This is a genomic window from Parasaccharibacter sp. TMW 2.1888, assembly GCF_023167265.1.
Classification (GTDB): Bacteria; Pseudomonadota; Alphaproteobacteria; order Acetobacterales; family Acetobacteraceae; genus Bombella; species Bombella apis.
The window spans coordinates 485129-503883 of record NZ_CP030979.1 but is presented as its reverse complement, the minus strand read 5'-3'; the positions used below and the strand labels follow the sequence as shown (position 1 = coordinate 503883).

General features: G+C 61.0%; 15 protein-coding genes. 11 read left to right on the top strand and 4 right to left on the bottom strand.

All coding sequences use genetic code 11. The features are described from left to right. Positions 1-46: 46 nt before the first annotated feature. Positions 47-844 (bottom strand): VacJ family lipoprotein, encoded by a 798-nt coding sequence (locus DTQ13_RS02295; RefSeq protein ID WP_248461019.1) that lies wholly within the window; start codon positions 842-844, stop codon positions 47-49. A 350-nt stretch (positions 845-1194) separates the two neighbouring features. On the opposite strand from DTQ13_RS02295, the gene DTQ13_RS02290 reads away from it, so the two are divergent. Then, the gene (locus tag DTQ13_RS02290; RefSeq protein ID WP_086431281.1) at positions 1195-2358 is read left to right on the top strand and encodes an aldose epimerase family protein; all 1164 of its coding nucleotides are present in this window, start codon (positions 1195-1197) and stop codon (positions 2356-2358) included. Between the two features lie 253 nt (positions 2359-2611). Here the strand turns inward: DTQ13_RS02290 and cysE are convergent, their stop codons facing one another. Both cysE and DTQ13_RS02280 read right to left on the bottom strand, forming a co-directional pair. Next, positions 2612-3346: a serine O-acetyltransferase gene (cysE, locus tag DTQ13_RS02285; RefSeq protein WP_227449693.1), complete on the bottom strand. Its 735-nt coding sequence runs from the start codon at positions 3344-3346 to the stop codon at positions 2612-2614. An 82-nt stretch (positions 3347-3428) separates the two neighbouring features. Continuing rightward, positions 3429-4649, bottom strand: a complete 1221-nt coding sequence (locus DTQ13_RS02280; protein WP_248461018.1) for an FAD-dependent monooxygenase — start codon at positions 4647-4649, stop codon at positions 3429-3431. Between the two features lie 188 nt (positions 4650-4837). On the opposite strand from DTQ13_RS02280, the gene DTQ13_RS02275 reads away from it, so the two are divergent. The 3 genes from DTQ13_RS02275 (at position 4838) to DTQ13_RS02265 (ending at position 7098) form a co-directional block, all read left to right on the top strand. Continuing rightward, positions 4838-5176: a P-II family nitrogen regulator gene (locus DTQ13_RS02275; protein ID WP_043558265.1), complete on the top strand. Its 339-nt coding sequence runs from the start codon at positions 4838-4840 to the stop codon at positions 5174-5176. After that, positions 5176-6447, top strand: a complete 1272-nt coding sequence (locus DTQ13_RS02270; protein WP_248461017.1) for an ammonium transporter — start codon at positions 5176-5178, stop codon at positions 6445-6447. The genes DTQ13_RS02275 and DTQ13_RS02270 overlap by 1 nt, the downstream gene beginning before the upstream one ends. 153 nt (positions 6448-6600) lie before the next feature. Next, on the top strand, positions 6601-7098 hold the full coding sequence (locus tag DTQ13_RS02265; RefSeq protein ID WP_081562712.1) for a hypothetical protein: 498 nt from the start codon (positions 6601-6603) through the stop codon (positions 7096-7098). Between the two features lie 89 nt (positions 7099-7187). On the opposite strand, the gene DTQ13_RS02260 is transcribed toward DTQ13_RS02265, so the two are convergent. Continuing rightward, on the bottom strand, positions 7188-8084 hold the full coding sequence (locus DTQ13_RS02260; protein ID WP_043558269.1) for a 4-(cytidine 5'-diphospho)-2-C-methyl-D-erythritol kinase: 897 nt from the start codon (positions 8082-8084) through the stop codon (positions 7188-7190). Positions 8085-8266: 182 nt separating this feature from the next. On the opposite strand from DTQ13_RS02260, the gene DTQ13_RS02255 reads away from it, so the two are divergent. From DTQ13_RS02255 to DTQ13_RS02225, 7 genes are all read left to right on the top strand, one after another. After that, entirely contained in the window at positions 8267-9091 is an 825-nt protein-coding gene (locus tag DTQ13_RS02255; RefSeq protein ID WP_181005177.1) for a uracil-DNA glycosylase, read from the top strand. A 402-nt stretch (positions 9092-9493) separates the two neighbouring features. Continuing rightward, positions 9494-11260 (top strand): transglycosylase SLT domain-containing protein, encoded by a 1767-nt coding sequence (locus DTQ13_RS02250; RefSeq protein ID WP_248461016.1) that lies wholly within the window; start codon positions 9494-9496, stop codon positions 11258-11260. Positions 11261-11588: 328 nt separating this feature from the next. Next, positions 11589-13457, top strand: coding sequence for a phosphogluconate dehydratase (gene edd, locus DTQ13_RS02245; protein WP_248461015.1), 1869 nt, complete (start codon positions 11589-11591; stop codon positions 13455-13457). Then, complete coding sequence (eda, locus tag DTQ13_RS02240; protein WP_043558277.1) at positions 13454-14074, top strand: bifunctional 4-hydroxy-2-oxoglutarate aldolase/2-dehydro-3-deoxy-phosphogluconate aldolase; 621 nt, start codon at positions 13454-13456, stop codon at positions 14072-14074. The genes edd and eda overlap by 4 nt, the downstream gene beginning before the upstream one ends. A 248-nt stretch (positions 14075-14322) precedes the next feature. Then, the gene (locus tag DTQ13_RS02235) at positions 14323-15921 is read left to right on the top strand and encodes an MFS transporter (RefSeq protein ID WP_081562705.1); all 1599 of its coding nucleotides are present in this window, start codon (positions 14323-14325) and stop codon (positions 15919-15921) included. A 52-nt stretch (positions 15922-15973) separates the two neighbouring features. Next, positions 15974-17140 (top strand): HlyD family secretion protein, encoded by a 1167-nt coding sequence (locus tag DTQ13_RS02230; protein ID WP_248461014.1) that lies wholly within the window; start codon positions 15974-15976, stop codon positions 17138-17140. 2 nt (positions 17141-17142) lie between these two features. Beyond that, positions 17143-18678 carry an efflux transporter outer membrane subunit gene (locus DTQ13_RS02225; RefSeq protein WP_248461013.1) on the top strand — a complete coding sequence of 512 codons (1536 nt, stop codon included), beginning with the start codon at positions 17143-17145 and terminating at the stop codon, positions 18676-18678. Positions 18679-18755: the final 77 nt, after the last annotated feature.

Genomic DNA, 18755 nt, shown 5'->3' with positions numbered 1-18755 from the left:
TTTAGGGATCCTTCCAATAAAGGCTGTCCTCATGGGGACGGAATGGTCAGTACCAGTCGGGGGTGGTGGCGCGGTGATCAGCCTTGAGGGCATCGATCTGGCTCTGACGCTGCTGCTGCCATGCACTTCGCATGAAAGCATAAGGGTCGAGACTTTGGTGTTCCAGCTGGTCCAGCTGGTCTGTACTGTCTGCAAAGGTATTGAAGGTGCCGAGAATGTTGTAGCCCCAGTTGAAGCTGATGAGGCCATACCCTCTGGGCACGTAGTTGATGGGTGTCAGCCCCTGGCCGATGGCATAGCCTGCGGCATCACGGAAATTGGTAGGACCAAGCCCGGGCAGGAAAATGTAAGGCCCGGATTTGACCCCCCACAGCGCCATGACCATGCCAGGGTCTGTCTCATGCTGCTTGTAGCCAAGATGCTGGGCAACGTCATAGAAGCCAGCCGTCGTCATGTTTAGCAGGAAACGCATGAAGGAATCCCCCGCACGCCGCGGACGCCCTGCCCCCACATCGGAGAAGAAGACGGCGGGTTGGCGCCATGTCTCGTTCAGCGTGGCGACAGAGGTGCGGATGGGCTGGGGAATGTTGTTCTTCCAGAACCGCCCTACCGGCCGCAGGGCCTTGTGATAGACCCACATGTTGAGGCTGAACATCTTGCGGTTGAAAGGCTCGTAAGGGTCGTTGACCGCCTTGTAATCCGCCAGATCGTCCGGGTCGGTCGGCGTTTTAGCGTGGAAGGAACCACACCCGCCGAGCGACAGCAGGGCCAGGCAGCCGACCAGTGCGGAAAGTGCAGTGAGTCTGCCTCGATGATGCTGTTCTGTGCTGCCTGTGCACGCCATGCTGCTGCCGCTCCTGTTTTTTCTTTCTTCAAGGCCCGGCTATGCGGCTTGCCACGTCATCCACCAGGAGATGGCAGCGGCGTACCTGTAACGGGAACGGGCCGTAACATACGTCTGATTCCACATGCGCAAGTCATGAAGACCAGTGAACTCAAGCATATGGTACTTGCTCCATGCTGCCTACCCCTTTCGAATATCAGGCATGTTAAGAAAAAGAAGTATTGCATTTTTGCATCGTTAGGTTTTCTGATGGACACCAGCCCTGAAGGGGACGTGTTCCGGCCCCTCCCGGGAGGAGCGCAGCCCGTCGTCTTGGCGGGTCCTGTATTTCGTGGAGTGCGAGAGATTTTATGTCTTTTCTGAAGAGTCGCAGCTGGCTTCTGTCTGCCAGCGCTTTGGTTGCCAGTGTGGCCCTGTCTGGCATGGCTGCCGCAGCGCCAACGGTCCAGACAAAGGACTGGGGTCGTCTTTCCACTGGCAAGAAGGTGCAGGCAATCACCCTGACCAATGATCATGGGGTGAAGGTTGTCGTGCTGACCTATGGCGCCATCATCCATGAGATGGACGTGCCGGACCGCAATGGCCGCCTGGGGAACGTTGTTCTGGGCTTTCCGAACATTGCCGGATACGAAAACCATAACTCCGACCCGCACTTCGGTGCCGTGCTGGGGCGTGTGGCCAACCGTATTTCCGGTGGTGTCTTCACTCTGGAAGGTGAGAAGTATCATACGAGCGTCAATGAGGGGCCGAACACCCTCCATGGCGGTGCTGAGAGCTTTGACCGCAAACTCTGGAAGATCGTTCGCAAGGGCGTGGACTCCCAGGGGGCCTATGTTGTGCTGAAGATGGTCAGCCCCGATGGTGATCAGGGCTTCCCGGGTGAGCTGAAGACGCAGGTTACCTATCGTCTGAGCGGCAACGACACGCTGAGCCTGAAGTTCAATGCGACGACCAAGGCCCCGACGGTCGTGAACCTGTCCACGCACAACTACTGGAACCTCAATGGCGAGGGTTCCGGGAGCATTGCTCCGGAAGTGGTGCAGATTTATGCCGACCGTTTCCTGAGGACAGACGAGCACTCCATTCCGACGGGTGAGCTGGCCTCTGTTGAGGGGACACCGTTCGATTTCCGTCAGCCCCGCACGGTGGGTGAAGGTCTGGGCAGTGCAGACCCGCAGATGGCTCCGCAGGGTGGCTATGACAAGTGCATGGTTCTCATCGGCCCATCCCAGCCGGGCAATACGGAGCGTGTCGTGGCCCGTGTGACGGATCCCCGTTCCGGCCGTGTGATGGAAGTTGCCACCAACATGCCGGGGATGCAGTTCTATTCCGGCAACCATCTGTATGGCAATTATCAGGGGCCGTCTGGCCGCCCCTATGGCAAATGGGAAGCTCTGGCTTTCGAGCCTGAATTCTTCCCGAACAGCCCGAACATGCCGAACTTCCCGAGCATCGAGCTGAAGCCGGGTCAGACCTATGATTACGGGATGAGCTTCCATTTTTCCCGCCAGTAAGGGCTGAGGCTTTCAGGAGCTGAATCCTGGGAAAGGAGCCGGGCCGGTGCAGTCATGCATCGGTCCGGCTTTTTCATTGGTGGGTATTCCGGCTTTGTGGTGAGCTGAAAAGAGGGCCGGAACAGATCATCAACAGTAGAGGAGGGCGGTTTTCTCAGGAGTCGCCTGATTCCATCCACATTCTTCCCGTCCCGGCACACAGGATGATGCCCCAACCTGTCCCCTGAACTGGGGATAAGTCGGGGCGTGCCGGTCATATCTGATAATTCGTGAAGTCCTGGTCCATGTCGCCAAAACGGACGATACGGGCGGGGTTGCCCACGGCGGTGGAACGGGGCGGGACATTGCCCAGCACGACAGAAGCGGCTCCGACACGGGCATGGGCACCGATTTCCAGATGGCCCAGTATTTTGGCACCAGCGCCAATCATGCAGCCCTGCCGGATGACAGGATGGCGCTGCCCGCTGTTTTTGCCGGTTCCCCCGAGCGTGACCCCCTGAAAGAGGGAGACGTCATCCTCAATGATGGTGGTTTCCCCGATGACGATACCTGTGCCGTGATCGATTGTGATGCGCTGGCCGATGCGGGCGGCAGGGTGGATGTCGATACCGAATTTCTCGTTCACACGGCTCTGGAAGTGATAGGCCAGTGGTCTGCGGCCAGCCAGCCAGAGATGATGGGCAATACGGTAGGATTGCAGGGCATGAAACCCCTTGAAGAACAGGAACGGCGTAGCAAGGTCCGGGCAGGCGGGGTCCCGCTGGAAGGTCGCCACGATATCTGATGCTGCAGCCCGGACGATGTCGGGACTGGCCTCCAGCGTGGAGGCGACAAGGTGCATCAGGGCGGCTTCCGACATGGCCCGGTCTGTCAGCTTGGCGCTGATCAGTGATGTCAGGGCAGAGGCAAAATCCGCATGGTTGCAGATATTCACTGCAAAAAGCCCCTGGATCAGAGCATCGGAACAGCCGCAGGCCTGTGCCCGCATGGTGGTCCAGAATTCTTCCAGAAATCCGGGCTCTGATGAGGAGTGTGGAAACCTGTCGAGAAAAGTGGCCATAGCTGTTTTCTTATAGCCCCATGGCACGTTGGACAAAACCATGACGCAGGGATGGCAGGCGCTTCAGGGCCATGAGTCCCGCATGGCGAGCATGACGGATGAGGGGCATGTCGGTGCTGAAGAGCCGCTCCATCATGTCGCAGCCTGCCAGCATGGCGAGATTGCCCGGACGGCTGAGATGCTGATAGCGTCGCAGCAGTGCAGGGTCTCCTAGATCCTGTCCCTGCGCATGGGCGTCTCCCAGAAGGTCATTCAGGGTGCGGACATCACGGAAGCCGAGATTCATGCCCTGACCCGCCACGGGGTGCAGCCCGTGCGCTGCATCCCCGGCCAGAAGCAGCCGTGTGGCGCAATAGCGATGGGCATATTGCGATGCCAGAGGGTACGTCCAGTGGGTGCCCGCCTGCTCCAGCGCACCAAGGTCTTCCCCACAGAGACGGTCCTGAACCAGCCGGGCAAAGCTGCGGGCATCAAGCCGGGTGAAATGGTCGATGCGCTCGGGCCGGTCTGTCCAGACGATGGCGGAGCGGTGAGGGTGGGCTTCGGTGGCAGGAAGAGGGAGCCGGGCGAAAGGCCCCTGCGGCAGGAAGTTTTCCAGAGCACTGCCGTGATGGGGTTTCTCATGGGCCAGAACGCTGACCAGGGCAACCTTGTGATAGGGAATGCGGGTCAGCCCGATGCCGGCCTGCTCGCGGAGGAGGGAGCGTCGCCCGTCTGCGGCAATGACAAGGGAGGCCGTAACGGTGTCCCCCGTATCCAGGGTGATCCGGGCGCTGTCGGGCGAGAAGGTGAAGCGGCCCGTTGCTGGTGCCCGGACATCCAGCCCCGGCTGGGCCATCAGGGTACGGGCGATGGCTGCCAGAAGGTTGTGGGCTTCCACCATCCAGCCGAAGGGGCGGCCTTCTGGGGCATCATCACCGGTAAAGCTCAGCCCGTCTGCAATGCTGCTGCGGGATGCCGAGGGAATGCGCCCCTGACTATCGGTGACATGGATGGTGGTGATGGGTTGGGGAGACAGGGGCAGGGCCTGCCAGATTCCCGCTTCTTCCAGCAGGGGGCGGACGCCTTCAGCAAGGGCATACGCCCGGCCATCGGGATTCTGCGCTGGGGTGGGAGAGAGGGGAGCCCGCTCCAGAAGGAGGATGCGCAGCCCTTTCTGCGCAAGCAGGCAGGCCAGTGTCGCCCCGATGGGGCCACCACCATTTATGCAGAGGTCGTAATCCGTGCCCATGGCAGATGTTCCTTCCGGCCCGGTGAATGGCAGGATGCTCCCGTCATGGCGGTACTTTCCGTCAAAGGAGCAGGTCTATCGTGTCTAGCCCTATCCTTGCGGAAAAGAAAGTCTTGCAGAAATCGTTATGAAGGTGGCACGATTTTGTCTTCATGCAGCAGAAGAGCCATGGGAGAGGGCCGCAAGGGATGAAACTTGTAACGGCGATCATCAAACCGTTCAAACTGGACGATGTGCGGGAAGCTCTTGCCGAGCTTGGCGTGCATGGCCTGACAGTGACGGAGGTGCGGGGCTTTGGGCGCCAGAAAGGCCAGACGGAAATTTACCGTGGGGCGGAATATACGGTCAGCTTCATTGCCAAGATCAGGGTGGAGACAGTCGTGGCGGATGAGCGCGTGCCAGACATCATCCAGGCCATCACGGAGACGGCCCGGACAGGCCGCATCGGCGATGGGAAGATCATGGTTACCAATGTGGAACAGATGGTGCGCATCCGTACTGGGGAAACCGGCGAGGGAGCTCTGTGATGCGTGCGATTGATACGGGTGATACCGCCTGGATGCTGGTCAGCACGGTGCTGGTCCTGTTGATGACCATTCCTGGTCTGGCTCTTTTCTATGCCGGGATGGTGCGGCGCAAAAACGTGTTGTCCACCATGATCCAGTCTTTTGGCATATGCTGTATTGTCAGCATTGTCTGGATGGTGCTGGGCTACAGTCTGGCCTTCACGACGGGCACACCCTGGATTGGTGATCTGTCCCGTTTCTTCTTGGGGGGTGTGGCAGAGCATATCCATCAGGGTGCGGACGGAGCCTTCACGCTGGGCGCCGGGACTTCGGCTGAAACCCCCATGACCATCCCGGAAAGTGTCTATCTGATGTATCAGATGACCTTCGCCATCATCACGCCAGCCCTGCTGACAGGCGCTTTTGCCGGGCGAATCCGCTTTGCGGCACTTTGCGTGTTCACGATCCTCTGGTCCCTGCTGGTCTATTCTCCCATTGCCCATTGGGTCTGGAGTCCGCTGGGCTGGGTGGCTGGTCTTGGTGCCGTGGATTTTGCGGGTGGAACGGTCGTGCATATCAATTCCGGGGTGGCTGGTCTTGTCTGTGCCATCATGATCGGCCGTCGGTATGGGCTGAAGCGGGATGATATGTCCCCGCACAATCTGGCCTATGCCATCATCGGGGCTTCCCTGCTCTGGGTGGGCTGGTTCGGCTTCAATGCCGGGTCGGCACTCGGTGCGAATGGCCGTGCCGGCATGGCCATGCTGACAACGCAGATCGCCGCTGCTGGTGGTGGTGTTGGCTGGATGGTGGTGGAATGGTGGCGGCATGGCAAGCCGACGGCGCTGGGCATCATCTCCGGTGCGGTGGCGGGCCTTGTGGCTGTGACCCCGGCTGCTGGCTATGTGCTGCCCGGTGGGGCTCTGGCCATCGGGCTGATAGCCGGTGGCGTCTGCTTCTACAGCGCTGCCGTGCTGAAGAACAGGCTAGGCTATGATGACAGTCTGGATGCCTTTGGTGTGCATGGTGTTGGTGGCATTGTCGGAGCCCTTTTGACAGGTGTGTTTGCTTATGGGCCGCTTTCAGCGACGGCAGCCAGTCCTGCCGGTGTGAGCGGCGGATGGAGCCAGCTTCTCCGGCAGGCTGAGGCTGTCGGTGTCACGATTGTCTGGTCTGTCGTGCTGACGGCCCTCATTTTCTGGGTTGTGGACAGGCTGATCGGTATGCGTGTCTCTGCCGAGGAAGAGCAGATGGGTCTGGACCTGACCCAGCATGGCGAGCGACTGAACTGAGGCACTGGCAGGGCTGTTTTGTCTCTTGCCGGAGGCAGGGCAGCCCTATAAGGCTGGTAGGCAGTACGGTGAGGCCGGGCTATCCGCCCGGCTGACTGTGGCGTTCTGCCCCTGTGGCTGCGCTATCACGAACGATGAAAAAGGGGTGAGACTATGAAACTGTTGCGTCTGTGCCTGCCCATGGTGGCCTGTTCCGTACTGGGTGTTCAGGGCGCTCTGGCTGCTCCGTCTCCAGCGGGCAAGATGTCTGCGGCGGCCTGTCGTCAGGCTTTCAGCGATGCGAAGAAGGCCGGTACGCTGAATGGTCAGAAGTATGCCGATTTCAAGCTGGACCATTGCACGGGCAGCGCTGCGGCAGCTCAGTCCCAGTCTCCTGCTGCCTCCACGCCGGTCGCTTCTGCCCCGGCTGAGACAGGCAAGCCGGCTGCGCCAGCCGCAGCTGCTCCGGTTGCCAGTGGGAATGTCCTGTTCCCGGCTCGTGTTTCGCCGGAGTTTGCGTCTCTCTCACCGGGCAAGGCGCGTATGAAGACCTGCCTGGCACAGTATAATGCCAATAAAAGCAGCGGGCGTAATGGCAGCCTGAAATGGATCCAGAAGGGTGGCGGTTATTACTCCGAATGCAACACCCGGCTGAAGAGTGCAGCACAGTAAGCTGGTTCTGGTTGTTCCTGATATGGAAAAAGGCCCGCTCTTCCGCAGCGGGCCTTTTCTGTTGCAGGGCATTCTGAATGCCGGTGGGTTCAGGGCAGGACCGGTCCTGCCCAGTGCCACCATGCCTGGGCTATGTCCCTGTCCATCAGATGGTCTGCGGCCCTGATGGCTTGGTCAGCTGTCTCGAACAGGGCGAAACAGGTCGCTCCTGACCCACTCATGCGATGGAACCGCACCTGCGGTAGGGTTGCTAGAGTTTCCAGTACGGTCGCAATGACGGGCGCCTGAGCGATGGCATGGGGTTGGAGGTCGTTTTCCGTCTGCGCCAGAAAGGCGATGAGAGCGTCCAGCGTGGGCCAGCCTGCTTCCGGGAAGGCAAGTGGCGGGCGGGGGGTGATGCCGCCTGTTTCTGCCAGACGTCGGAAAATGCTCGGGGTGGAGACACCGACCCCCGGATTGACCAGAAGCATCCCCATCTCTGGCAGGGGTGGGGCTGCTGTCAGGATGTCACCAATCCCTTCCATGCGTGTGGCTTTTTGTGCCAGACAGACTGGGACATCCGCCCCCAGTGTTGGGGCGACATGGGCGGCCGCTTCCATTGGGAGGCTCCAGTAACGGGTCAGCAGGCGCAGGGCGCAGGCGGCATCGGCAGAGCCCCCGCCAATGCCGGATGCCACCGGTAGCCGTTTTTCCAGCGTGAGGGCAGCGGCGGGCTGTCTGGCTGCTTCCTCCCCCCGGGTCTGGCGCAGGGCCCGGGCGGCCTTCAGGACAAGGTTGTTTTCATCCGCTTCCAGCCCTTTTGCGAAAGGACCCTGTAGCGTGAGGCTGTCTGCCTGACCCTGTGGTCCGGTGGAGAGGTGGAGATGGTCACCCGCTCCAGCAAAGACAGCCAGACTGTCCAGCAGGTGGTATCCGTCTTCACGGCGCCCGGTGACGTGGAGGAACAGATTGATCTTGGCGTGAGCCATATCCTGATGCAGCGCCATGGCAGGGCATCCTTGCAGAAGAGGCCGGGCAAGGCGGGAGACTGATCTGCTCTGGCACCATGTCCGGGGGAGGGGTGTTCATTTCCGATGAGGCTATGTAACAAATTGAAAGCTCAAAGACCATGAGGGGGTGCAGCCGCCCCTTCATCCCGTGGAACTGTAGAGAAGAGATCTCGCTCATCATGGCATCTTTCCCGGCCTGCTCTGCTCAGGATGCTCTTGCTGCCCTCCGTCTGCATCAGGAATGGGGTGTGGATGCTGTCATGGAGGACATGCCGTGGGATGTCTGGGGTGAGAGCCCTGTTCTGCCGGATCGTGTGCGGGCCCGCCAGAAGGCTGCTGCTCCAGTGGAGAAACCTTCCGCGTCCCGTCGTGTTGTCAGGGGGCGGGACGAGGTGTTGGCTGATATCGCTGCGGCCCGGGATGTTGCCGCCCTGCTGAAGGCCAGCCAGCAGCTGCCGGGCGTTGGCCTGATGCGGACGGCCAAGCATCATCTGGCACCTGTCATCGTGGAGGGAGCCCCATTTCTGCTGGTGGGGGATGTGCCAAATGAGGATGAGGACCGGCATGGAACTCTTTTCGCTGGTCCCATGGGGGCCCTGTTGGACAGGATATTGGCCTCCATAGGGTTGAAGCGGTCCCAGCTTTCCATGGCGCCGGCCATCCCCTGGCGCCCGCCGGGAGGGCAGCGTGCCTCACAGCGTGATGTGGAAGCCTGCCTGCCCATTCTGCACAGGGCAGTGGCACTGGCACGACCTCGCCGGATTGTGACGATGGGCAGTACGCCCGCTGCCATGCTCTTACAGAATACCTCCCGGCTGAGTCAGTTGCGGGGGCGCTGGCATGAGGCTCATGTGCCGGGGCTGGAGGGGGGTGTGCCTCTGTTACCTCTCTGGCACCCGGCCCAGCTGGGGGAAACGGCGGGACGACGGAAGGCGCTGTGGGCTGACATGCTCCTGCTGGATGCGACTCTCTCACAGGAAGCAGCGCAGGCTGCCGATTCGTAGTCGGGAACAGGTGTTGATGCAGGAGGCTGAGGGCCGCAATGGGAGTGAATTTCATAATTTCTTAATTCTATCGCTGACCAGATACAGAAAAAAAGCTAACAGCGTGTAAAATCAGAAGAATATTCTGGATTCCTGGCTAGGGAGCCGTTACTATGAAAGGCACACTGGAATTGTCTGGCTTGACGTCAAGGGTTGCCAGAAAAATAAAAGCGGGTTACGTCCCTCGGCATTATGCGATGGATATTGCCATGTGGGTCTCCCGCAGTGTGGCGTGGTGCCGTTCTCGGTGCTGCCATTCTGGCGGGAAACACTGTTTTTCCGGCGCAGGGGCAGGCTCTTTCTTTTCCGTCCCACGTGCCGGAGTATTCAGACGGTGAGGGCCACGATGCACCACCTTCTTCCATGGTGGGGGTTTCCCTGCCTCATCCTTTGCCGGCCACGGTGGCCGGACACTACAGGGCGCTTTTTGCGGCAGTCCGCTCAGGTGATGCGGCCCGTCTCGGGGAATTGACCCATGGCCCGGGGACGGATGGCACGGCGGGACAGCTCCTGCTGCCGGATTATCTGGCCGAGCGGTACCTGAGTATATATTTCACTCCTTCCGAGTCCGAGCTGGACAGCTGGCTCCGTCGTTATCCGGCTCTTCCTGATGCCCCGCTGCTCAGGCAGAAGCAGGAAGAGCTGCGTCGGGGGGTGTCTGCTGCTGCCCCGTCTGCCGGGTACCGGAATGTTGCGGATATCCAGCAGTCCGACCGGGCGACGCCCTTTTCCCAGACACTGGTCCGCAATGGTTTTCTGGAGCGGGACCTCATGGACAAGGCCTCCTCCGGGGAGGAAGGTGTCCGCAGGGCACTGGCCCAGCTGCGTGTCACACCGGGGATGTCTCCGGCTTATGCTGCCCAGCTGTATGGCGAGATTGCCATGCAGGCTCTGAGCCAGGGTGATACACGGACAGCGCTGCGTGTTGGTTCTGCCGGACTGGAGAAAGGGCAGTACCGGGTTGGGCTTCCTGCTTTTGCAGCTGGTCTGGCTGCCTGGCGGGAGGGCCAGCTTGATGCGGCCTACAGCCTGTTCGAAACGGCGGCCAATGCCGAGCAGACAGATGGTGACGTGCAGGCTGCGGCGTCTTTCTGGGCCGGACGTGTGGCGGAGCGGCACGGCAAGACAGCCCTGTATCGTACATGGCTGCGCCGGACATCCGTGCAGAGTGAGAGTTTCTATGGCCTGCTGGCCGGGCGCCTGCTGCATTCCGAGAAATCACAGGCCGCTGCCGTTTCCGGCGCCCTTTCCACGATCGGGCGGGCTGGTGCGAAGCAGGCATCCCTGAGTGAGGTGGACATTAATGTCGTGGCCTCCATGGGAGAGGGGGAGCATCTTTTCGCCCTGATCCAGCTCGGTGAGCAGGGGCGTGCCGAGATGCTGGCCCGCCAGATGTGGCAGGATGCGCTGGCTGACCCTGTTCGGGCACATTCGCTCCAGCTCGTCGTCAGAAAGGCCGGGATGCGTGCTCTGGCTGACCAGATGGAGCAGGCGCTGGCAAAACTGGATCATAAAGAAGAGTTCAAGGATGCTCTGGGGCCATTGCCCGACCTGCGGCCCCATCATGGTTTCCGTCTGTCGTCGGCGCTCGTTTATGCGGTGGCCCGGATGGAATCCAATTTTGACGCCACGGCATCATCGGCTGCCGGGGCGTACGGGATGATGCAGGTGAGGCCGACGACGGCCAGCTTCGTAAGTGAGCAGTACCACCTGCCTCAGACGGTTGCAGCGGCCTCCAGTGATGATTTCAATCAGGAAATGCAGCGCCGCCTGCGGGAGCCGGGCTATAATCTGGAGGTCGGGCAGCTCTATATGCTTTATCTGGCCCACAGCCTTGCCCAGGGGGAACAGAGTGATGGGGCGTCGCTGCTGAAAGTTCTGGCCTCCTACAATGCGGGACCGCAGGCCATTCTCCGATGGGAAAGCGGCCAGAAGGGTCTTCAGGACCCGCTGATGTTCATAGAGTGCCTGCCCAGCCCGGAAACGCGCCAGTATGTACGCAATGTTCTGACCAATGACTGGGTATATGGCCGCCGTCTCCATGTGGCCACGCCGTCTCTCGTTTCTCTGGCTGATGGCCAGTGGCCGAGCTTCCGTGAGGAGGAGCAGGGGCGTGACTCGCCCAGCTGAGCTCTGATCCGGCATGCCGAGGGGTTCGTTTCACAAAGCCCAGACTGGAGTTTCATGCATGGCAGCATGAGGCTCCAGCTGGGTTTTTCTTTAAAAACCCACCGGAAACTGCCCTTTTTCGTAAAATGGACTTGCCGTAGGCGAGATGATGATGACTGAGATGTGCATGGGTGGCCCGCTTGCCCGGTGAGACGTCTTTCCCTAAAAAAGGCGATGCATGCTTTCCTCGATGAGAGTGGAAAGCGAGCGATGATAATATGATGCCGTGTCTCTCAGGGGGAATTATCCGTCTGTCTGTGGGGTGTCCAGCCGAACAGCGAGTGCTTCAATGTCTCTGAATTCCGTTGTTGAGAGTGTAACGTCCAGAATTATTGAGCGGTCCAAGACGTCCCGCCGTCGTTACCTCACTCTTATGGAGCGTAATCGTGAAAAAGGTGCAGACAGGTCCCGGCTGACCTGTGGCAACCTGGCTCACGCCGTCGCTGCCTCCAGCGCTGCTGACAAGCAGGAGCTGGTGTTTGAGCAGCGTCCCAATCTGGGGATCATTACGACCTATAATGACATGCTCTCCGCACACGAGCCCTATGGCCGTTATCCAGAGCAGATGAAGGTTTTTGCGCGTGAGGTTGGTGCTACGGCTCAGGTTGCTGGTGGGGCTCCGGCCATGTGTGACGGCGTTACGCAGGGGCAGGAGGGGATGGACCTCTCCCTGTTCTCCCGTGATGTGATCGCCCAGTCCACGGCTGTCGGTCTCAGCCATGCCATGTATGATGGTGTTGCTCTGCTTGGCATCTGCGACAAGATCGTGCCGGGCCTGCTGATGGGTGCGCTGCGCTTCGGCCACCTGCCGGGTATGCTGATCCCCTCCGGCCCGATGACCTCCGGCCTGCCGAACAAGGAAAAGGTCCGTGTCCGTCAGCTCTATGTGCAGGGCAAGATCGGCAAGGATGAGCTGATGAAAGCCGAAATGGCTTCCTATCACAGCGAAGGGACCTGTACTTTCTATGGTACGGCCAATACCAACCAGATGATGGCGGAGTTCCTTGGGCTGATGATGCCGGATTCCTCCTTCATTCCGGTTGATACGCCACTGCGTCAGGCCATGACACGTGCCAGTGTGCATCGTCTGGTCGAGATCAGCAACAAGGGCAAGGATCCCCGCCCGATGGCGGAAGTTGTCAATGAGAAGGCCATCGTCAATGCGATTGTCGGCCTGATGGCAACAGGTGGTTCCACGAACCATACCATCCATATCCCGGCCGTGGCCCGTGCTGCTGGCATCATCGTGAACTGGGAAGATTTCTCCGATCTCTCCGCCGTCGTGCCGACACTCTGCAAGGTCTATCCGAGCGGTCCGTCCGATGTGAACAAGTTCAACGAGGTTGGTGGCCTGCCGACGGTCATCGCCGAGCTGTCCGATGCAGGTCTGCTGCACCGTGATGCTCCGACCATCTCCGAAAACGGCCTTGAGGACTACGCCAAGCGTGCCCTGATGGGGAATGACAAGAACGTCGTCTACACGCCGGCCAAGCCTTCCAGCGATCCGGAAATCCTGCGTGGTGCGAAGGAGCCGTTCCACCCGGTGGGGGGCATCCAGCTGCTTCAGGGCAATCTGGGCCGTGGCGTGTACAAGTCCAGCGCCGTGGCAGACAACCTGCTGACCATCGAGGCTCCGGCCCGTGTTTTCCAGTCCCAGACCGCCGTGAAGGAAGCCCAGAAGGCTGGCGAGCTGCATCGTGATGTCGTTGTGGTCGTCATCGGCCAGGGGCCCCGTGGCAACGGGATGCCCGAGCTGCACAACCTGATCCCGTCCCTCGGCGTCGAGCTGGACCAGGGTTTCAAGGTGGCTCTGGTGACGGATGGCCGTCTCTCCGGTGCCAGCGGCAAGGTTCCGGCCGTGGTGCATGTTGGTCCAGAAGCCCAGGTGGGCGGACCGCTCGCCAAGGTGCGTGATGGCGATGTCATCCGTGTCTGTGCCCGCACCGGCAAGCTGGAAGCTCTGGTGGATGAGAAGGAATGGGCCGCCCGCACGCCGACCAAGCCGCACCGTGCGACAGCCGGTACGGGGCGTGAACTGTTCGCCCTCATGCGTGAGGTGGCTCCGTCCGCCGAAGAGGGTGCTTCACCGATGCTGTTCATGATGGATCGTGAACTTGAAGAAATCGGTGACGATGTTGAGAAAGGAACCGAGGTATGAGCTACATCGAGAGACTGGATGCGGTGATGGACCGCAGCCCGATTATGCCTGTTCTGGTGGTTGAGGATGTGGCCAAGGCCCGTCCGATCGCCGAGGCTCTGGTCGCTGGTGGCATCTCCACTCTGGAAGTGACACTGCGTACACCGGCTGCTCTGGATGTCATCTCTGAGATGTCCAAGGTTGAGGGAGCTCTGGTCGGTGCCGGTACGGTGCTGAATACCGAGCAGATGGACAAGGCCATCAAGGCCGGTGCGAAGTTCATCGTCAGTCCCGGCATCACGCCGGCTCTGGCCAAGGGTGCGCTGGAGCGTGACATTCCGTTCCTGCCCGGCACGGCCAATGCTAGCGACATCATGATGGGTCTGGACCTGGGGCTGCGCCGCTTCAAGTTCTTCCCGGCCATGACCAACGGTGGCATCCCGGCCCTCAAGGGTCTGTCCGCCGTGTTTGGTAACCTTGGCGTGCGTTTCTGCCCGACAGGCGGCATCACTGAGGCTACCTACAAGGACTGGCTGGCCCTGCCGACCGTTGGCTGTGTCGGTGGTTCCTGGCTGACAGCTGGCGATGCGTCTCCTGAGGAAGTCGCCAAGCGGACCAAGGCTCTGGGCCTGCGCTAAGACTGGCGCTGCATGAACCGGGGGAGTTCCCCCGGTCTGAAAGATGGCGGGCTGTACGGCATGGCTGTACCCCGCCATTTTTGTATCTCGCTACAGGAAAGAGTGTGGACGGGGTGCCTGTTGTATTCAGGTAACAGACTGGTCGGATAATCATGAAAAAGTGATCTTTCAGTTAAAATGTATCCCGTTCCCTGATACAACTCTGACCAGTCAGTCAGGAGGGATTGTTGCAGGCTGTTCGTGCTCATATGACGTCAATCATCGGCCTGTCCGGTGTGCTGCTGACGGCCATCATGACGACACTGAACGAACAGGTCTCGGCGCAGGGTCTCAATGACATCATGGGCGGGATGGGGCTGAGCCATGATCCGTCCCGCTGGTTTGTCAGTCTCTATACGTCAGCACAGGTCATCGGGGCCGGACTTTCGCCGTGGATGGCCATTACTTTCAGCCTGCGGCGGTGGGCCTTTTTCGTGCTGGGACTGGCGGTGTGCAGCATCGTGCCCACGGCGTTCTGCCAGACGCCGCTCCTGCTTTACATCCTGCGGAGTGTGCAGGGGCTGGCCGGTGGTTTCGCCATCCCGCTGCTCATGTTTTCCATTCTCAAGATACTGCCCTTCAACCTCCGGGCCTATGGCCTGGTGGCCTACACGCTGGTTTCCACCTGTTTCCCCTATCTTGGGACAATGCTTGCCGGATTATGGACGGACCTGCTCAGCTGGCAGTGGATCTTCCTTCAGGCCATTCCGCTGGGAGCATTGGCAGGGCTGCTCATCTGGTACGGGATGCCCGTCATGGAGCCACAGCATCACCGGCTCCAGATTTTCAACGGGTATGGCCTTCTGTTCTTTGCCGTGGCGGCCTGGTGCCTGACGACCGTCCTCTCCCTTGGGGACTGGCTGGACTGGTTCAATTCACCGCTGGTCTGTGTGCTGGGCGCCATCGGGCTGGCAGCTGTGCCACTGCTGATCTGGAATGAATGGAAGCATCCTTTGCCGTTTTTCCGTTTTCAGCTGCTCAGCCGGAACAATTACATTTACGGGGTCGGGGGGATCAGCCTGTTCGTGGTGGTGTCCCTTTCGGCCTCCGCCGTGCCCTTGCAGTTCCTGACGAAGGTTGTGGGGTACCGGCCCGAGCAGAGCTATCTCGTGACGCTGGAAGTCGCCGCCGTGGAGATCGCCATAGCCCCGCTGGTGGGTTACCTGCTCAACCGGCGGGATGTGGATTGCCGGATTGTCGGCTTCTTCGGCATGGTCTGCATGTTCATCGCCTGTTGTGGAGATTCACTGGTCACTTCCGTGTGGCAGAGGCCGGAATTCTATCTCTGGCAGTTTCTTCAGGGGATTGGCGGTGTGATGGTGCTGTCCTCCCTTCTGCTGATGTCTACCAATGCTGTGGTGGCGGAAGAATCGCCCTTTGCCGTGGCTCTGGTGAACATGCCACGGGCCTTCATGATGGTTGGTGGTACATGGCTGATGGAGCTTGTGGGCCGCTGGCGGGGCGGGCTTCATTCGGACAGGTTGGCGGATCATCTGGGGCAGTATCGTTATGCGCTGGTGCAGGGCAGCAGCCCGCTCATCCAGAGTCCGACACCGCTCCTGCCGGATGGACGGCCCCGCTATCGGGGAAGCATGGGGTACCTCAAGGAGCAGTTCCATCATCAGACAGCCGTTCTGACCCTGTCGGACCTGTTCTGCGTTCTGGCCGCCCTGCTGGGGGTATTGATGGTTTTCATCCTGCTTGTCCCCGTGCGGACCTATCCGCCATGGGTCGTGTTCGCTCCCCGTGGAGCAAGGAAATCCCCTGACCATCCGGCAGCTCATCACAAGGAGACAATCAGGGCATGAGGGAAGAGCAGAGACACGGGATGATGGGCATGACAAGGCGGGGGAGATGGGGATGACGCAGAAATCAGACAAACAGGCCGGAGATGCCCGCCCGCAGGCCAGTGTCACCAGAACGGTTCCGAGTGACGGGGCTGCTCTGGCACGGGAAAGACGGCGACGCTGGCCGTTCCTGCTGGCCGGGGGGATCATCCTTGCCTTCATCATCAGCGTGCTGGTCATTGTTTTTGTGCCCGCAGCGCATGTCTGGACGAATGATGCCTACGTGACGGCCCATTACAGCGTCATTGCTCCCCGTGTGCCGGGGCAGGTCGTGTCCGTCCCGGTGGATGACAACCAGACCGTCCATGCCGGGGACATTCTGGTGCAGCTGGACCCACGGGACTATCAGACGGCCCTGGACCAGGCCCGGGCGGTGGAAGCCCATGACCGTGCCCTCGTGATGGATGCCGCTGCCAGCGTGGCCCGCCAGCCCGCCATCATTGCCGAGGCAAAGGCACGGGTGGCCCAGCTTTCCGCCCAGCTCCTGTTCGCACGGCAGAATGCCAGCCGCTATGCCCATCTGGCCCTCAATGGTGCAGGCAGCCGGGAAGAGGGTGAGCGGACCCGGGCCAGTCTGGATGATCTGACGGCGTCCCTTCAGGCAGCGGAGGCCCAGAGGGATGCCGCCGAGGCGCAGCTCCGTGTGCTGGAGGCCCGGCAGGATTCCAGCCGCCGTCAGGTGGACGTGGACCGGGCACGGGTGCATCAGGCCGAGCTGAACCTGTCCTATACGGCCATCCGTGCGCCCTCTGATGGCATGGTCGGGGAGCGCACGGTGCAGAGCGGCAACTATGTGCCTGATGGCGCAGCCCTGATGGTGGTCGTGCCGATGGACCAGCTCTGGATCGAGGCGAACTATCGGGAGCTGGCCCTCCAGCACATGCGCCCCGGCCAGAAGGCCCACATCCATGTGGATGCGTACGACATCGACCTTGATGGTGTTGTGGACAGCGTGCCTCCGGCCTCCGGTGCGGCCTTTGCGCCTCTGGCCCCGGAGAATGCGACCGGCAACTTCACCAAGATCGTCCAGCGTCTGCCCGTCAAGATCACGCTGGTGCCGGGGCAGCCTCTGGCCCGCCTGCTGCGGATGGGTTTCTCTGTCGAGACGACCGTGGATACGGGGCTGAGTTCCGTGGTCAGGGCGCAGACCCGGACGGACCGGGCGGTGACGGACAAATGAGCATGAAGGGTCTGTCTGTCTGCGGTCGGGGGAAAGTGGCCAGATGGGCCATGCTGGGGCTGGTCTCTCTGGGTGGATGTGTGCGGATGGGGCCGGACTATCATACTCCGAAGGAGAACGATCAGCCTGCCGCCTGGCAGAAGGCGGCGGATGTGCGGGAGAGGCGGAGCCGTGGTTTCACCAGTCCGGCCACGGTGGATGTCAGCTGGTGGCAGCAATGGCATGACCCGGTCCTGAACCGGCTTGTGGAGCGGCTCTCCCGGGAGAATCTGGATATCCGGCAGGCCGCCACCCGTGTGCTTCAGGCCCGGGGGCAGCTGAAGGTCGTGGCGGCGGAAGGTGTTCCCAGCCTGAACTGGGCCGGGTCCTATACATGGACACAGCAGAGCCGGAAGGGCTTCCTGACGCTCGCCCAGCCAGCTCCGGGCTCCAACCTGCAATATGAGCAGTATGCCAATATCGGCTCGGCCTCGTGGGACATGGATGTGTTTGGCCGCATCCGTCGCCTTGTGGAAGCCGGAAAGGCCCGTGTGGACGAGCAGCAGGCCTATGCCCGTGGCATTGCGCTGGCCCGTCTGGCCGATTTCGTGGAGGCCTATCTGCGCCTGCGGGCGGTTCAGGCCCAGATAGGCCTGACAGAACGGCATCAGGCCCTCGTGCGGCATGATCTGGCCCTCGTGCTGGCCCGCCAGAAGGAGGGGGCGGCCAATGATCTGGAAGTGGCGCAGGCCCGTGGGCAGGTGGAGCAGACGGACAGTGCCCTGCCGCCCCTGCGGGACATGCAGGCCGCCCTGATCAACACGATGGGGGTCATGCTGGACCTTCCGCCCCGTGCGCTGGAGGAGGACCTTCTGCCGTTCCAGCCCCAGCTGGATGTGCCCGTTTCTGTCGGGGTGGATGTGCCCTCCAGTCTGGCGCAGCGCAGGCCGGACATCATGGTGGCGGATGCCCGCCTCCATGCGGCCACGGCGGAGGTCGGGGCGGCGAAGGCGGCCTTCTATCCGGATATCAATCTGGCGGGCAATCTGGGGACGCAGAGCCTTTCGGCCGGGGACTTCTTCATGCCTGCGGCCAAGTATTTTACGCTTGGCCCGACCGTGAACGTGCCGATCTTTGAGGGGGGGCGCCTGCGGGGCACGCTGTCCCTGAAGAAGGCCGAGCAGCAGGAAGCTGCTCTGGCGTATCGGCAGACGGTCCTGAATGCGTGGCGGGATGTGGATGATGCCATCACGAGGCTGGCCCAGATTCAGCTCCGCTATCAGCATGTCACGGAACTTGTGGCGCAGAACCGGAAGGCTTACCGGGCTGCCCGCCTGCAATATGAGGATGGGGCCGTACCTTTTCTGGAAGTGGACCGGGCGGAGTCCATGTTGCTCTCCAGTCAGGTGACGTTGGCGGATCTGCGGATGGAGACGACACTGGCCGCTGTCAGTCTTTATCGGGCACTGGGTGGGGGCTGGCAGCCCGTGCTGGCTGCCACCGAGCAGCGCATGACGGCAGAGGCTGGAGGAAGGAGCGGGGAAAGATCGGTCCGGTAGGGCTGGGGAGACAGAAACGTGGCTTTTTTGCGAGGTCGTGATGTGAATCTGTCTTGCACAGCCGGAAGGTGAGGGAT

Excerpts from the sequence above, each read along its gene's own strand:
- DTQ13_RS02295 (WP_248461019.1), bottom strand. The coding sequence starts at position 844 with ATGGCGTGCACAGGCAGCACAGAACAGCATCATCGAGGCAGACTCACT.
- DTQ13_RS02290 (WP_086431281.1), top strand. The coding sequence starts at position 1,195 with ATGTCTTTTCTGAAGAGTCGCAGCTGGCTTCTGTCTGCCAGCGCTTTG.
- cysE (WP_227449693.1), bottom strand. The coding sequence starts at position 3,346 with ATGCGGGCACAGGCCTGCGGCTGTTCCGATGCTCTGATCCAGGGGCTT.
- DTQ13_RS02280 (WP_248461018.1), bottom strand. The coding sequence starts at position 4,649 with ATGGGCACGGATTACGACCTCTGCATAAATGGTGGTGGCCCCATCGGG.
- DTQ13_RS02275 (WP_043558265.1), top strand. The coding sequence starts at position 4,838 with ATGAAACTTGTAACGGCGATCATCAAACCGTTCAAACTGGACGATGTG.
- DTQ13_RS02270 (WP_248461017.1), top strand. The coding sequence starts at position 5,176 with ATGCGTGCGATTGATACGGGTGATACCGCCTGGATGCTGGTCAGCACG.
- DTQ13_RS02265 (WP_081562712.1), top strand. The coding sequence starts at position 6,601 with ATGAAACTGTTGCGTCTGTGCCTGCCCATGGTGGCCTGTTCCGTACTG.
- DTQ13_RS02260 (WP_043558269.1), bottom strand. The coding sequence starts at position 8,084 with ATGGCGCTGCATCAGGATATGGCTCACGCCAAGATCAATCTGTTCCTC.
- DTQ13_RS02255 (WP_181005177.1), top strand. The coding sequence starts at position 8,267 with ATGGCATCTTTCCCGGCCTGCTCTGCTCAGGATGCTCTTGCTGCCCTC.
- DTQ13_RS02250 (WP_248461016.1), top strand. The coding sequence starts at position 9,494 with ATGGTGGGGGTTTCCCTGCCTCATCCTTTGCCGGCCACGGTGGCCGGA.
- edd (WP_248461015.1), top strand. The coding sequence starts at position 11,589 with ATGTCTCTGAATTCCGTTGTTGAGAGTGTAACGTCCAGAATTATTGAG.
- eda (WP_043558277.1), top strand. The coding sequence starts at position 13,454 with ATGAGCTACATCGAGAGACTGGATGCGGTGATGGACCGCAGCCCGATT.
- DTQ13_RS02235 (WP_081562705.1), top strand. The coding sequence starts at position 14,323 with ATGACGTCAATCATCGGCCTGTCCGGTGTGCTGCTGACGGCCATCATG.
- DTQ13_RS02230 (WP_248461014.1), top strand. The coding sequence starts at position 15,974 with ATGACGCAGAAATCAGACAAACAGGCCGGAGATGCCCGCCCGCAGGCC.
- DTQ13_RS02225 (WP_248461013.1), top strand. The coding sequence starts at position 17,143 with ATGAAGGGTCTGTCTGTCTGCGGTCGGGGGAAAGTGGCCAGATGGGCC.